At 26.6% G+C, this 15,147-nt stretch carries 13 protein-coding genes and 1 riboswitch; of the genes, 12 read left to right on the top strand and 1 reads right to left on the bottom strand.

The window, feature by feature from the left end:
• The 8 genes from AAT22_RS11195 to metH form a co-directional block, all read left to right on the top strand.
• Positions 1 to 444: RsiV family protein (locus tag AAT22_RS11195; protein WP_156174318.1), on the top strand; the 444-nt coding region annotated here is incomplete at its 5' end.
• 201 nt (positions 445 to 645) lie between these two features.
• Positions 646 to 1,227, top strand: coding sequence for a hypothetical protein (locus AAT22_RS11190; RefSeq protein ID WP_047001288.1), 582 nt, complete (start codon positions 646 to 648; stop codon positions 1,225 to 1,227).
• Between the two features lie 189 nt (positions 1,228 to 1,416).
• Entirely contained in the window at positions 1,417 to 2,154 is a 738-nt protein-coding gene (locus AAT22_RS11185; RefSeq protein ID WP_047001287.1) for a MurR/RpiR family transcriptional regulator, read from the top strand.
• 176 nt (positions 2,155 to 2,330) lie between these two features.
• Positions 2,331 to 3,188 carry a tagatose bisphosphate family class II aldolase gene (locus tag AAT22_RS11180; protein ID WP_047001286.1) on the top strand — a complete coding sequence of 286 codons (858 nt, stop codon included), beginning with the start codon at positions 2,331 to 2,333 and terminating at the stop codon, positions 3,186 to 3,188.
• A gap of 18 nt (positions 3,189 to 3,206) precedes the next feature.
• Positions 3,207 to 4,127 (top strand): 1-phosphofructokinase, encoded by a 921-nt coding sequence (pfkB, locus tag AAT22_RS11175; protein ID WP_047001285.1) that lies wholly within the window; start codon positions 3,207 to 3,209, stop codon positions 4,125 to 4,127.
• Positions 4,128 to 5,528: a PTS fructose transporter subunit IIBC gene (locus tag AAT22_RS11170; RefSeq protein WP_047001284.1), complete on the top strand. Its 1,401-nt coding sequence runs from the start codon at positions 4,128 to 4,130 to the stop codon at positions 5,526 to 5,528.
• Positions 5,529 to 5,560: 32 nt separating this feature from the next.
• Positions 5,561 to 6,001, top strand: coding sequence for a fructose PTS transporter subunit IIA (locus AAT22_RS11165; RefSeq protein WP_047001283.1), 441 nt, complete (start codon positions 5,561 to 5,563; stop codon positions 5,999 to 6,001).
• 147 nt (positions 6,002 to 6,148) lie between these two features.
• Positions 6,149 to 6,246: riboswitch (SAM riboswitch) on the top strand.
• 148 nt (positions 6,247 to 6,394) lie between these two features.
• On the top strand, positions 6,395 to 10,045 hold the full coding sequence (gene metH, locus AAT22_RS11160; RefSeq protein ID WP_047001282.1) for a methionine synthase: 3,651 nt from the start codon (positions 6,395 to 6,397) through the stop codon (positions 10,043 to 10,045).
• Between the two features lie 57 nt (positions 10,046 to 10,102).
• Here metH and AAT22_RS11155 read toward each other — a convergent pair whose 3' ends face one another.
• Positions 10,103 to 10,819, bottom strand: a complete 717-nt coding sequence (locus AAT22_RS11155; RefSeq protein ID WP_047001281.1) for an HAD family hydrolase — start codon at positions 10,817 to 10,819, stop codon at positions 10,103 to 10,105.
• Positions 10,820 to 11,275: 456 nt separating this feature from the next.
• Here AAT22_RS11155 and AAT22_RS11150 point away from each other — a divergent pair, with 456 nt between their 5' ends.
• From AAT22_RS11150 to AAT22_RS11135, 4 genes are all read left to right on the top strand, one after another.
• Positions 11,276 to 12,472, top strand: a complete 1,197-nt coding sequence (locus tag AAT22_RS11150) for an acetate kinase (protein ID WP_016209037.1) — start codon at positions 11,276 to 11,278, stop codon at positions 12,470 to 12,472.
• Between the two features lie 240 nt (positions 12,473 to 12,712).
• Positions 12,713 to 13,243, top strand: coding sequence for a PH domain-containing protein (locus tag AAT22_RS11145; RefSeq protein ID WP_016209038.1), 531 nt, complete (start codon positions 12,713 to 12,715; stop codon positions 13,241 to 13,243).
• The gene (locus AAT22_RS11140; protein ID WP_052953950.1) at positions 13,227 to 14,693 is read left to right on the top strand and encodes a PH domain-containing protein; all 1,467 of its coding nucleotides are present in this window, start codon (positions 13,227 to 13,229) and stop codon (positions 14,691 to 14,693) included. Before AAT22_RS11145 ends, AAT22_RS11140 begins: the two co-directional genes overlap by 17 nt.
• A 154-nt stretch (positions 14,694 to 14,847) precedes the next feature.
• Positions 14,848 to 15,039 carry a DUF1450 domain-containing protein gene (locus AAT22_RS11135; protein WP_016209041.1) on the top strand — a complete coding sequence of 64 codons (192 nt, stop codon included), beginning with the start codon at positions 14,848 to 14,850 and terminating at the stop codon, positions 15,037 to 15,039.
• Positions 15,040 to 15,147 lie beyond the last annotated feature (108 nt).

The following is a 15,147-nucleotide window of genomic DNA, read 5'->3' as shown; positions in this document are numbered from 1 at the left end:
TTATTAGTGCGACAGCCCCATTTTAAAATATTATTTTATAAAGGAAATCTACTTGTACTAGATTTAATTGGATATTATTCCAAATTAAATGAAGACTCCGTATTTCAAGTAAGAAAAACACTTATTATAAATTTAATAACAGGAAAACTACATGAAATTAAAGATTTATTTACTGATGGGTCAAAATGGAATGTTTCAATAAATAAGATTATATCACAAATGATTAAAGAGGATCCGCAATATGAATTTATATTTCCACATTCATTTAAGGGCATAGATAAGAATCAAGATTTTTATATAGATAATAAAAACTTATATATTTATTATCATCCTGGAGAAATAGCACCTAAAGCAGCTGGATTTGTAGCATTTACAATACCTTTTAAAACCATAGAAAAAGTAATGAATAAAGATGGAGAATTGTATAAGTTGTTAAATAGTTAACATGGAGCTGTCTATGCAACAGCTCCATATATGTTTTAATTAATAGGCTTATTTAATAAAATAACAAAATTTAAATGATATACACTAATATAATATACTCGTAAATGATATTAAAATAAAAAGGAAACATTATATCAACTTAAGAATAATATATTATATAAAAAAATTTAACAAAAGATATTTAGAAGGTAGGTATTTAGAATGAACTATTACAATAATGAATATGAAAATTCAAATTATGAAGAATATTTTAAAGGCATGAACAATCGTGAAGAATATCCAAGAAATAGTTACCAAAATAATTTAAGCAATGCACAAGAAGATGCAAATTATGACTTTGATAATGCACCAGAAGTTCAACAAAGTAATTTAGCAAGTTATGGTGCTTTTCAAAGAGTTCAAGGAGCAGAAAATTTTCAAAACCTATCAGGTGCTCAAAACAATCAATGGTTAGGTGGGGCACAAGGAATGCAAAATCAATGTGGACAAAATGTTATTCAAAGACCAGGACAAGTAAGAAGATATAATTCATGTTATAATATAAATGGTAGAAACTATGTTATAACTAATAGAAACTTTTATAATAGATATTTTACTAGATATAATCATATTTATGTGAATAATTGTAATCATATAAAAGATTTCTTACGTGACTGTAATATATATCATTTTACTAATCAAACTATCTATGAGGGATGTCAATATCTAGGCTCTAATACAGTTGTTGCAAATAATTGGTGCGGAAATAATAATAATTCTTGTTGCAATAATAATGTATTTTAGTATTTAGAAAAGTATAAGACTTTAATAATTGTGTAGTACTACTATAACTATAAAGAATAGTAGTACTACCACTATTCTTTATAAAATATACCTCTTCTAAATAATAGTAAAAGCTAGGATGAAAATTCTAGCTTTTACCATATAATATAGTATATAATTAAATAAAATAGAATAAATAAGGTGATATTTATGATAATAGAAGTTGATAGTGATATTTTAAAAAAACTTACTCCCAGTGAAAGGTCTGTAGTGGATTATATAAACTCAAATATGAATAAGTTATCTAATATGTCTATTGTTGATGTTGCAGAAGAATCATTTACTTCACCGGCAACAGTTTCAAGGACTATAAAAAAGTGTGGTTTTGACGGATTTTCAGAGTTAAGATATAAGGTTTCAGCAATGGAAGGATACAATAAGGACTCTAAGAAGGTTAATGAGATATTAGGAAAATCCCTAATAGAAGTAACTAAAACTATTGAAAATATATCTATAACCAATGTTTTAAATGTTGTTAAAATAATAAAAGAATCTAAACGTATTTATATATTAGCCAGGGGGCTTACAGAACTTGTAGCACAGGAATTTAATTTAAAACTTCAATTGTTAGGATATAATACTTTTCTAATTGTTGATCCAAATATAATGATGAAAATATGTAAAACAATAGATATAGATGATGTAGTCATAGCCTTTTCCTTAAGATCTGAAACAAAAGAAATTATAGAATCTGTTAAAAGTGCTAAAAATGCAGGAGCAAAGGTAGTCACATGCTGTTGTATAAGAAAAAGCATTTTAGAAGAATACTCCAATGTAGTTTTAATTGGATATAAGCAATCTAAAACATCTATAAAGGAATTTGAAGTCACCTCACGATTACCACTATACATAATATCTAGGGCAGTAATAGATTATTTAATAATTTAAGAATAAAAAGGTATTTTGAAAATTTATCTAAATTAATTTTCAAAGTACTTTTTTATTATAATATAAGAAAAATAGCCAAGCATATAAAAAAATTATGAAATCAATCTATATTAATATGAAAACATTTTCCGAATAAAGATGATAAAATTAAGTCATAGAAACAAATATGGAGGTAGATGATGAAAATATTATCAACAAGAGAAATGTTAAAAAAGGCTCAAAGAGAAGGATATGCTGTACCAGCATTTAATATTCATAATTTAGAAACATTGCAAGTTGTTGTAGATACAGCTGCTGAATTAAAATCACCAGTTATTTTAGCTGGAACACCTTCAACAATACTTTATGCAGGTGGAGAGTATATAGTTGCTATGGCTGAAGTTGCAGCAAAAAAATATGATATTCCAGTAGCAATACATTTAGATCATTATGAAGATGTAGAAGAAATCAAGCACTATGTAGATTTAGGATTTAAATCAACAATGATTGATGCATCACATTCAGCTTATGAAGATAATATAAAAATAGTTAAAGAAGTAGTTGAATATGCACATAAGTTTGATGCAACAGTAGAAGCTGAACTTGGAAGATTAGGTGGTCAAGAAGATGATTTAGTAGTAGATGAAAAAGATGCTATGCACACTAATCCAAAGCAAGCAAAGGAATTTGTTGAAAAAACAGGAATAGACTCCTTAGCAATAGCAATAGGAACAGCTCATGGATTATATAAGGGTGAAGCAAAGCTTGATTTTGAAAGATTAAAAGAAATAAGAGAAATAGTAGATGTTCCACTAGTTTTACATGGAGCATCAGATGTACCAGATGAGTTGGTTAAAAAAGCAATTTCCCTTGGAATATGTAAAGTGAATGTAGCAACAGATTTAAAAATACCATTTTCAGATGCAGTAAAAAAATACTTTATTGAAAATCCAGATGCAAATGACCCTAGAAAGTATATGACACCTGGAAAAGAAGCAATGAAAAAAATAGTTGCACATAAAATAATGGTTTGTGGAAGTAATGGACGAGCTTGATGAAGGAGAGATAGTTTTATGATATATACACTAACAACTAATCCAGCAATAGATATGAATTTTACATCAGAAAGCTATGAACCATTTAAGGTTAATAGAACAACTAATTTAAATTACTCTCCAAATGGTAAGGGAGTAAATGTATCTTTAGTATTAAATCATTATGGGGTAGAAAGTAAAGCTTTAGGATTCTTTGGTGGATTTACAGGTAAATATATAGTAGATGAATTAGAAAAACGAGATATACAAGTAGGGGCTTTTTGGATTGATGAGGAAACTAGAATTAATGTTTTTATAGATACAAAGGACAGTAAAGAATTTAAATATGTTAATAAGGGGCCTTTTGTTCCAAGAGAAATTCAAGAAAATTTGCTAAGTTATATAGAAAAATCTGAGGATTGCAGTTATTTAATTATAAGTGGAAGTTTACCTCAAAGTATAAATGAAGATTATTATGATGAGTTATTACAAATATGTAATAAAAGAAAAATTCATATAGTTTTAGATATAAGTTCAAAAAAGCTAAAAGAATTGTTAAAATATAAGCCTTTACTAATTAAGCCAAATGATGAGGAAGTTAAAGAAATATTTGGATTTGATATAAATAATGAAAAAGATGCTGTATATGTATTAAAATATTTAAAAGAAGAAGGCGCTCAAAATGTTCTTTTAACCTTGGGGGAAAATGGAATGTATTTTTATAATGGTGAAAAAGCATATTATTGTACAGCTCCTAACATAAAGCTTTTAAGTTCAGCTTGTGCAGGTGATGCATCATTAGCAGCATTTTTAAGTGAATGGTTAAAGGGAAACAATGTGGAATTTGCTTTAAAGAAATCTTCATCAACAGGTGCCAATGTAGCTGAATCAAGTGGACTTGGAACTTTAAGTAAAGTTGATGAGTATATAAAATTATTAGAAGTTAGGGAGGTATTATAAATGAAAAAAATTATTGCTGTCACAGGATGTCCAACTGGTATTGCTCATACTTTTATGGCAGAGGAATCATTAAAAAAAGCAGCTAAGGAAATGGGGATTGAAATTAAAGTTGAAACTAATGGAGCTATTGGTGTTGAAAATGAATTAACAGAAAAAGATATAAAAGAAGCTGATGGTGTAATAATAGCTTCAGATAAAGATGCTAGAGTTGATAGATTTGTAGGAAAACCTATTATAGAAACTTCAGTACAAGATGGAATACGTAAACCAAAAGAACTTATACAAGCTATACTAGATGGAAAAGCTCCTATAAAAAAATCACTAATGGATAAAGGTGAAATCACTAATAAAAAGAAAGATGAGACTATAGGAAAAGAGTCATTAGGTAGAAGTATATATAAGCATTTAATGAATGGAGTTTCTCATATGCTTCCATTTGTTGTTGCTGGTGGTGTATTAATTGCAGTATCCTTCTTATGGGGAATATATTCAGCTGATCCAGCATCAGATCAATATAATAGGATTGCAGAAATTCTTAAAAGTGTAGGGGGAACAGCCTTTTCAATGATAGTTCCGATATTTACTGCATTTATAGCATCATCAATAGCTGGTAGACCTGGAATGGTTGCAGGATTCGTAGGAGGTTTGATAGCAAATGCAACTGGAGCTGGATTTTTAGGAGGAATAATTGCTGGTTTCTTTTCAGGATATTTAATGTTAGGATTAATTAGTTTATTAAGGGGACTTCCAAGACAATTTGAAGGACTAAAGTCAATTTTCCTATTACCTATAATTGGAATACTTATAACAGGAGTTTTAATGACATTACTTGGAGAACCAGTAGCTTTCTTAAATAGTTCAGTAATGAATTGGCTTGCATCATTAGAATCTGCAAATCCAATACTTTTAGGATTAGTTATTGGATGTATGTCAGCATTTGACTTTGGTGGACCTGTAAATAAAGCTGCGTATATTACTGGAACAATGCTTTTATCACAAGGAAATTATTACTTTATGGCTGGTGTTTCAGCAGCATGTATAACACCTCCGTTAATAATAGCATTAGCAACAACTATATTTAGAAAACAATTTAATGAAGAAGATAGAGCAGCAGGCTTAGTTAATTATATTCTAGGATTTACACATATAACAGAAGGTGCAATACCTTTTGCAGCTAAAGATCCATTAAGAGTTATTCCTATATTAATGGCAGGATCATCAGTATCAGCTATATTAACTTATTTAATGAAAGTACAAGTACCTGCACCACATGGTGGATTTTTGATACTTCCAATAGTAGAAAAGCCTTTAGTTTGGGTTATATGTATACTACTTGGATCATTAGTAGGAGCAGTTTTATATGGATTGTATAAAACAAATGAAAATAAGAAGTTAGCTTAATTAATATTAATCGTAATAAGGGAGAAATTACTATGGAGTTAAAAGACTTAATTAAAGAAAGTACAATAAATTTAGAACTTACTTCTATAGATAAACATTCAGTTTTAGACGAAATGATTGAATTATTAGAAAGTGATAATGTAGTTATTGATAAATTACAGTTTAAAAAAGATATATTATCAAGGGAATCATTAAGTAATACAGGAATTGGTTTTGAAATAGCTATTCCTCATGCAAAATCAAAAGCTGTAAAAGAACCAAGAATAGCAATTGGATTATCTAAAAAAGGTATAGATTATGGTTCTATAGATGAACAAGATGTAAAAATGATTTTTATGATTGCAGTTAACGAAGAACAAAATGATTTACATTTAAAAGCTTTAGCAAACCTTTCTAGAAAATTGATGCATGAAGAATTTAGAGAAAAAATTTTAAAAGCTGAATCTAAGAAAGAAATAATAGATATATTATAAAAAATGTGCATTAAGTCTTATAAGGCTTAATGCATTTTTCTGTTAAACTATTTCAAGTACTATTTTAATAATATAATTAAGGTATAATTATAAAATATGTTTACAATAAATTATAAAAAATATATAATTATAGAAAATATAATAATTATCTTATTGAGAGCGGTGGAGGGACTGGCCCTATGAAACCCGGCAACCTACTATATAGTGTGGTGCCAAATCCTACAGATTTATCTGAAAAATAAGAATAATAGAGTTTGTATATAAGTGTTATATAATCCCTTCTTATTTTTAGAAGGGACTTTTTTTATAATTAAAAATGAAGAATTAAAAAAATTAAAAATTAATGATTTTATCATTAATTTTAATTCTTAATTCAAAATAGGGGGAATTTACATGAATTTAAATTTTGAAATAGTAAAGGACTTGCAAGAAAGAATATTAGTTATTGATGGGGCTATGGGAACTAATATTCAAGCATTTATGCTAAAAGAAGAAGATTATAGAGGTGAACTCCTAAAGAATTTTAGTTTTGACCAAAAAGGGAATAATGATTTATTAAGTATAACTAAGCCTAAAATTATTGATGATATACATAGAGGTTTTTTAGAAGCTGGTGCAGACATAATTGAAACTAATACATTAAATTCTAATAAAATATCACAAAGTGATTTTGGTCTTGAGAGTTTAGTTTATGACTTAAATTATAAAAGTGCTAAGCTAGCTAAAGATGCTTGTGAAGAATTTTATAAGAAGGACGGCAAAAAAAGATATGTTGCCGGATCTATAGGTCCAACCAATAGAATGGCATCGCTATCTCCTAATGTTGAAGATCCAAGTTATAGAAATATATCATTTGATCAATTAAAGAAGGCATATATAGAGCAAATCGATGCTTTAATTGATGGTGGCATTGATTTGGTTTTAATTGAAACAATTTTTGATTCCTTAAATGCAAGGGCTGCTATTATGGCTGCAAATGAGATTTTTAGGATAAAAAATATAACTCTTCCAATAATGATATCTGGAACTATAACAGATAAGTCAGGGAGAATTTTATCAGGACAAAACCTTTCAGCCTTTGCTGTTTCAATGAAAAATGAAAATATAATTTCAATAGGACTAAATTGTTCTTTTGGAGCAAAAGATTTAAATCAATTTATAAAAGAGTTAGCAGAAACACAGAATTTATTTATATCAGTTTATCCAAATGCAGGATTACCAAATGAATTAGGATTTTATGAGGAGTCACCTGAAATTACTTCAAAGTGTATTGAAGAAATGTTGAAAGCTGGGTATTTAAATATTGTTGGTGGCTGTTGTGGTACTACTTATGAGCATATAAAAGCAATTGCTAATGTAGCTAAAAATTATAGACCAAGAGTTGTTAAAGAAATTAAAAGAGAAAGTGTGTATAGTGGATTAGAAATAACAAAATCAAATAGAGAATCTAATTTTGTTAACATTGGAGAAAGGACGAATGTTTCTGGATCTTTAAAGTTTGCAAGACTTATTAGAGAAAAGAAATATGAAGAAGCTCTTGAAATTGCTAAAGAACAAGTTGAAAATGGAGCTCAAATAATAGATGTAAATTTTGATGATGGACTTTTAGATAGTGAAAAAGAAATGGAATATTTTTTAAAACTATTGGCTTCAGAACCAGATATTTCTTTAAAGCCTATAATGATTGATTCGTCAAGATGGGAAGTTATAGAAAATGGACTTAAAGTGATTCAAGGAAAACATATAGTAAATTCTATTTCTTTAAAGAATGGAGAAAAAGATTTTCTAGATAAGGCAAGGATTATTAAGGATTTTGGAGCAGCAGTTGTAGTAATGGCTTTTGATGAAAATGGGCAAGCAGACAGTTATGAAAAAAAGATTAATATATGTAAAAGAGCCTATGAGCTTTTAGTAAATAAAATTAACTTTCCTCCAGAAGATATAATATTTGATCCAAATATTTTAGCGATAGCAACAGGAATTGATGAACATAATAACTATGCTGTAGATTTTATAAATGCAACTAAATGGATAAAGGAAAATTTACCATATGCTAAGGTTTCAGGAGGAGTAAGTAATTTATCTTTTTCTTTTAGAGGTAATAATAAGATAAGAGAAGCTATGCATTCAGTCTTTTTATATCATGCTATAAAAAATGGTATGGATATGGGAATTGTAAATCCAAGTATGATACAAATATATGATGATATTCCTAAAGATTTACTTAAGTTAGTTGAAGATGTTATATTAAATAAATTTGAAGGGGCTAGCGAGAAACTATTAGAAGAAGCTATTTTATATAAAAACAATTTAAAAGAAGATAAAGAAAATAAAGAAAATTGGAGAAGTTTAGCTTGTAAAAAAAGATTAGAGTATTCAATATTTAAGGGAATTACTAATTATATAGATGAAGATTTAAAGGAAGCCATAACTTTATATGAAAGACCTTTAGATATAATAGAGGGCCCATTGATGGATGGCATGAAAAAGGTAGGTACATTGTTTGGTGATGGAAAAATGTTTTTACCTCAAGTTGTAAAATCAGCAAGAGTTATGAAGAGAGGAGTTGCATATTTAACACCATATATAGACACTGAAAAAAATGGAGAGTTTACAAGAGATGGAAAGATATTAATTGCTACTGTAAAAGGTGATGTTCATGATATAGGTAAAAATATAGTAAGTGTTGTTTTATCTTGTAATAACTTTGAAGTTATAGATTTAGGAGTCATGGTTCCTTGTGAAGAAATAATAGATAAAGCAATAGAGGAAAATGTTGATATAATTGGATTAAGTGGGCTAATAACGCCATCTTTAAATGAAATGATAACTGTGGCTAAGGAAATGGAAAAGAGAGGTCTAAATATTCCACTTATAATTGGTGGAGCAACTACTTCTAAGATCCATACAGCATTAAAGATAGACCCAAATTATAGTGGTCCAGTAATATATGGATATGATGCATCTAAAACAGTTGAAATTTGCAAAATATTAGTATCCAAAGAAAAATTTAAATTTATAAAGGAAACTAAAGAAAATTATAAAATTCAAAGAGAAAATTATGAAAATGTTAAAACGGAATTTATTTCTCTAAAGGAAGCAAGAGAAAATAAATTGAAAATAGATTGGAACAGTACAAATATAAAAAAACCAAATTTTTTAGGTGTTAAAGGTATATATGATTATACTATTAAAGATGTAAGGCCTTTTATAGACTGGAGCTTCTTTTTTGCAGCCTGGGGAATGAAAATGAGATTCCCTCAAATTCTAAAAGATAGTACTTATGGGGAACAAGCAAAGAAAATTTATTTAGAAGCAAATAAGTTATTAGATGATTTAGAAAATAATCAAATAGTAAAGCTTAAGGGCGTATTTGGATTGTTTAAAGCAAGTTCTGCTCAAGATGATATAAATATTTTTGATAAGGACAACAATTTAATAGAAACTTTTAATATGTTTAGGCAACAAAAGAAAAATAAAAATAATATCAATCTTTGTTTAAGTGATTATATAGCTCCTGAAGAATTAAAAATTGATGATTATATTGGAGCATTTTTAGTTACAAGTGGAACTGAGGCTAGAGAACACTCTAAAAAGTTGAGGGAAAAAGGAGATGATTATAACTCTATGCTTTTAAGTTTTGTTTGTGATAGATTAGCAGAAGCCTTTGCTGAAAAGCTACACTTGGATATTAGAAAAAATTATTGGGGCTATTCAAGTGATGAAAATTTAAGTTATGAGGAATTACTTTCTGGAAAGTACAGGGGAATAAGACCTGCTGTAGGTTATCCATCAATAAAGGATCAAAAGGAAATAAGAAAAATATTTAAACTTTTAAATGGAGAAAAAGTAACAGGTGCAAGCGTTACGGAAAGCAATATGATAGATCCTCCATCATCAGTTTGTGGGTTATATTTTGCTAGTAGTGAAGCTAAATATTTTGACGTTTATAAAATAGATATTAACCAATTAGAAGATTATTCAAAAAGAAATAACTCAAATATAGCAGAATTAAAAAATAGACTTTCTAATATATTAATATAATTATTTGTAAAAAAAGAAAACTTATAAAGTTTAAGAATGCTTTATAAGTTTTCTTTTTTATTTTAATATTAAGGGTTTAACTTTATTGAAATCTCCATCCAAAACTGAATAAGTACTATCTATATTATTAAGCATCTCAGGAGATAGATTTGAATGAATATACAATGTATTTAAATTTATTTCTTTTGCTCCGTGTATATCACAAATATAATCATTTCCAATCATTATACTTTCAATTGGATTTAAATTATATTTTTCAATTAATGTGTTATAAAAAAGTTTATCTGGTTTACAAACACCAAAGTCTGAAGAAAATAATATTCCATCAAAATACTTATCTATACCTAATAACTTCATCTCGTAAAGAGTAAAAATCCTTTGAGCATTAGAGAGCAGATATATATTCTTATTTTTTAATTTTAAAGTTTCTAACAATTCAACAACACCATTATAAAGAGATAATTTATTTAACGATAGTACTCTAAATATCTGAGCTGTATCTTTGACTGTATCTTTACTTGGGAAAATACCTTTTTTATTAAATAATTCTTTGAAAATAATTTCGATATTAAAATCAGGAAAGTTTGTATTAGTAATTGATTTTAGTTTATCATTTACTAATTGAATATAAGTATCTTTTAAATCCGAACTAGAGTAATATGCACCTTTATAAGAATAAAAAAGAGATAATTTTTCAAAAAGCAGATGTGAATTTTCATCTGTATTTATATCAACTAAGGTTCCATATAAATCAAATATGTAATTTTTAAACATATATAAGCCTCCTAAATCAAGTTATATGTAGTTTAATTCTTTTTATAAGTGATAAATCCTCTAATTAATATAGAACAATAGAAGAATTGTATTTTTAAACAAAAATATGTGTATTTATTTAATATTTAACACTAATATTTTTACAACAATATTAATGTAATAGGGATTTATTAATTCATAAGAAATTTTTATTGAAAAAATGCAAAAAATTAATAGTATCTAATATTGATGGTATAGAGAAAGAGATTCAAAGTTTAAGATTTTATAAATTGTCAGTAGGTATAAAATTAAACAATATACAAATTTCAGGAAAATAGAGGAAAGGGCTGAATAAACAGCCCTTTTTACTTTTATTTAAGATTATTGTAAAATATATAAGAATCTATCAATTTGAATATATAGATTTTTAGTGTATTATATAAATAATGAAACAAATGAATGTAAAGGAGAATAATTATGAAGACTTTAGTAATAAATTGCGGAAGCTCATCTTTAAAATATCAACTAATTGATATGGAAACAGAAAATTCATTAGTACAAGGATTAGTAGAAAGAATAGGAATTGAAGGGTCTATATTAACTCAAAAAGTTGAAGGAAAAGACAAGTATATTATTAAAGAAGCTATGCCAAACCATAAAGCTGCTATTAGGTTGGTTTTAGAAGCTTTAGTAAATGAAGATCATGGTGTTATTAAATCTATGGACGAAATTAGTGCTGTTGGACATAGAGTAGTTCACGGCGGAGAAAAATATTCTCATTCAGTTATAATAAATGATACTGTGTTAGACTCAATTAGAGAGTGTATATCACTTGCACCTCTTCATAATCCGCCAAATATTGTTGGTATTGAAGCTTGTATGGAACTTATGCCAAATACGCCAATGGTAGCAGTGTTTGATACAGCATTCCATCAAACTATGCCAAAAGAAGCTTACATATGTCCTCTTCCATATGAATTATATGAAAAGTATGGAATAAGAAAATATGGATTCCATGGTACATCACATAAATATGTATCTCAAAAAGTAGCAGAGGTAATGGGAAAAGATATAAAGGATTTAAAGATTATAACATGCCATTTAGGAAATGGATGTTCATTAGCAGCAGTAAAAGCCGGAAAGTCAATAGATACGTCCATGGGCTTTACTCCTTTGGCAGGCGTAATGATGGGCACAAGATCAGGAAGTATAGATCCATCAGTTATCAGTTTCCTTTCAGAACAGCATGGATATAAAATTAGTGATATAGATGAATTATTAAATAAAAAATCTGGAGTTTTAGGTATTTCAGGAGTCTCTTCTGACTTTAGAGATGTTATTGATGCAGCAGATAAAGGAAATGAAAGAGCAAAACTTGCATTAGATATATTCCATTACAAAGTTAGAGCTCAAATTGCAGCATATGCAGGTATAATGGGAGGAGTAGATGTTATAGTATTTACTGCTGGCATAGGAGAAAACTCTTCTTTAACAAGAAAAGAATGTTTAAATGGTCTTGAGTTCTTAGGATTTAATATAGATGATGAAAAAAATGCTATAAGAGGTGAAATTCAAGAAATATCAACTAAAGATTCAAAAGTAAAAGTTTATGAAATTCCAACTAATGAAGAGCTTATGATTGCTAGAGATACAGTAAAGTTAATAAATAAATAGTCCAAATTAAATATAATTTTTAAAAGCAGATCTTATTAAGAAAAATCCTTTATTATAGAAAGTTAAAATAAACTATTACTATAAACAAGGAAAACTTTATTAAGAACTGCTTTTTAGCTTTTCAACTAAATATAAGAAATTAAATTTTAAAAATGTTATAATTTACATATTTTGCTTAAAAGTAACTTAGATAAATGATATAATAATAAAGAATTTCTATTATATCAAGGGGGAGTAATAATGCAGGAATATCAAAAACTTAATAAAAATGCTATAAAGTCATGGACTATATCAAGATTAATAGGTGCTTTTATTACTAGTATAGTTTTAATAGCAGGTGAAATATTTTTTTCAAGAATAATAGATGATTTTAATAAAGTAAGGTTTATTTTTACGATTTCTATTATCAGTCTAGTAATTATACTTCTAATTAATTCTTTTATATCCCCAACAATTGAATACAAACAATGGAGGTATAAAATAACAAATGATAAAATTGAGTTTATTGAAGGTATATATTTTGTAAGAAAAGTCATAATTCCTATAATAAGAATCCAACATATTCAATTAAATCAAGGACCAATAAATAAATTTTTTGATTTATATGATATAAGCATTTTTACCGCTGGTGGACAACATAAAATCCCAAATATTGATAGTGAAAGAGCAGAAGAGATAAGTGAGTATTTAAAGGAAGTAATAAAAAATAAAATTTCTAAAGAAAATATTTTATCAGATAAGGACTTAGATAGTTATGATGAAACAAGATAAATATAAAAAAAATCATATAAGTTTTATATTAGAAGAAATTATAAAATTGGTAAATGGATTAGTTATATTTATAGCATTATCAATTGCTAAATTTGATGAAGGGGGAATTTATGTAACACTTGGTTTAGTAGTACTATCTATTATAGTTTCGATATTAAAATGGATAACTATAAAGTTCTACATTAAAGATAGTGAGTTAATATATAAAAGTGGAATAATAAATTCAAAGAAATTAGAGATACCTTTTGATAAAATAAATACCATAGATATAAATAAAAATATTATTGATAGAATATTTAATGTTTGTACTTTAAAAATTGATACCGGTGCTGTAAAAGAGGTTGGACAGGAAATAAGAATAAAAGTAAAAAAAGAAGATGCCTATGAAATTAGAAATTTTATAAATAAATCAAATGATGAAGAAATATATGAAAACCTAGAAGGAATTAGTAATAGAAAAGAACAAGAATTTTTAAAAACTATATCATTTAAAGAAATATTCTTATATTCAATAAGTAAATCAAAGATATTTTGGGCATTTGGAGGAATCTTTTTAATAGGAGATTTTCTACAAAAATTAGAGGAAAAATTTAATCTTTCTATAGCAAGTGATATTGTAGAAAATGTTGAAGTAAAAAGTTTATTATCTATTGGATTATTTAAATCTATTTGTTTAATAATATTAGCGATTATAGGAATATATATACTTATAAGTATTATATTTATCATATTTGAAATAATTAGGCTTTATAATTTTACTTTAATTGCTGGTAAGAATGATATTAAAATTAGATATGGATTATTAACAGTAAAAGAGTATTCAATTCCAAGAAATAAAATATATGCAATAAGATATAAGCAGAATTTATTACAACAATTATTTAAAATATTTCAGATAGAAGTTGTGACGGTAGGATATGGAGATGAAAAGAATGAGCAGGCTATACTATATCCAGTAGGAAACAAGAACTTTATAAATTTAATATTAAAATCAGTATTACCAACATTTAAATTTGATGGAGAAATCAATAAGCCATCTAAACACGTATTAAGCAGATTCATAATAAAAAGAACAGTTATATTAATTGTTTTTTTTATAATTCCTTTATTTTTTATAATTCCAAAAGTTTATTTGACACTTAAATTAATATTTTTTATTATATTAATTATCTTAAACATATTTTTAGGATTTTTAAATTATAAGAATACATCATTGTCTATTAATAAGGATTTAGTAGTAGCTAGTAGCGGAAGTATTGAAAAAGTTACAACACTAATTAAACAAGAATATTTACAATCTGTAGAAATAAGAGAAAATCCTTTTCAAAAGAAAAAATCTGTATGTGATTATAAATTATATATATATAGTAATAAGTTAGGAGATGTAGTAATAATAAGAAATATGAATAGTATTTTGCTAAATACTATTGATGAAAATTTAATTTTATAAAATTAAAAACTGTAAAAATTCGATTATTTTTAAGAAAGTTAAAGATTTTATTAGCTAAATAAAATCTATTTAAATAATTAGCATTTGTAAATAATAATTATTATTAATATAATTAAATTAATAATAATAATTTAATATAAAAGGAGATTTGAAAATGATATCAGTTTGTCCAGTATGCTCAGGAATAGATATAGAAAAATTAGAAAAAAAGTTTGGAGAAGATAATATAGAAGTAGGATGCATTGGAGAATGTGGTGGCAGAGATGGTCTTATTATAGGATATGCTAATGGAAAATATATCGAAACTGAAACAGAAGAAGAGTTTATGAAGGAAATAGAAAATTAATAATATCTTAAGATGATGTTCAAATTAAAGACAAATAATTAAAAATTAAATTTAACTATTAGTTTATTTTAATTTTAAAACTCCTACGTAGTATAATCCCCTTATGGT

The organism is Clostridium sp. C8, from assembly GCF_001010885.1.
Lineage (GTDB): Bacteria > Bacillota > Clostridia > Clostridiales > Clostridiaceae > Clostridium > Clostridium sartagoforme.
Note: the sequence above shows the minus strand (reverse complement) of the source record. Positions and strands in the feature narration are given on the sequence as shown.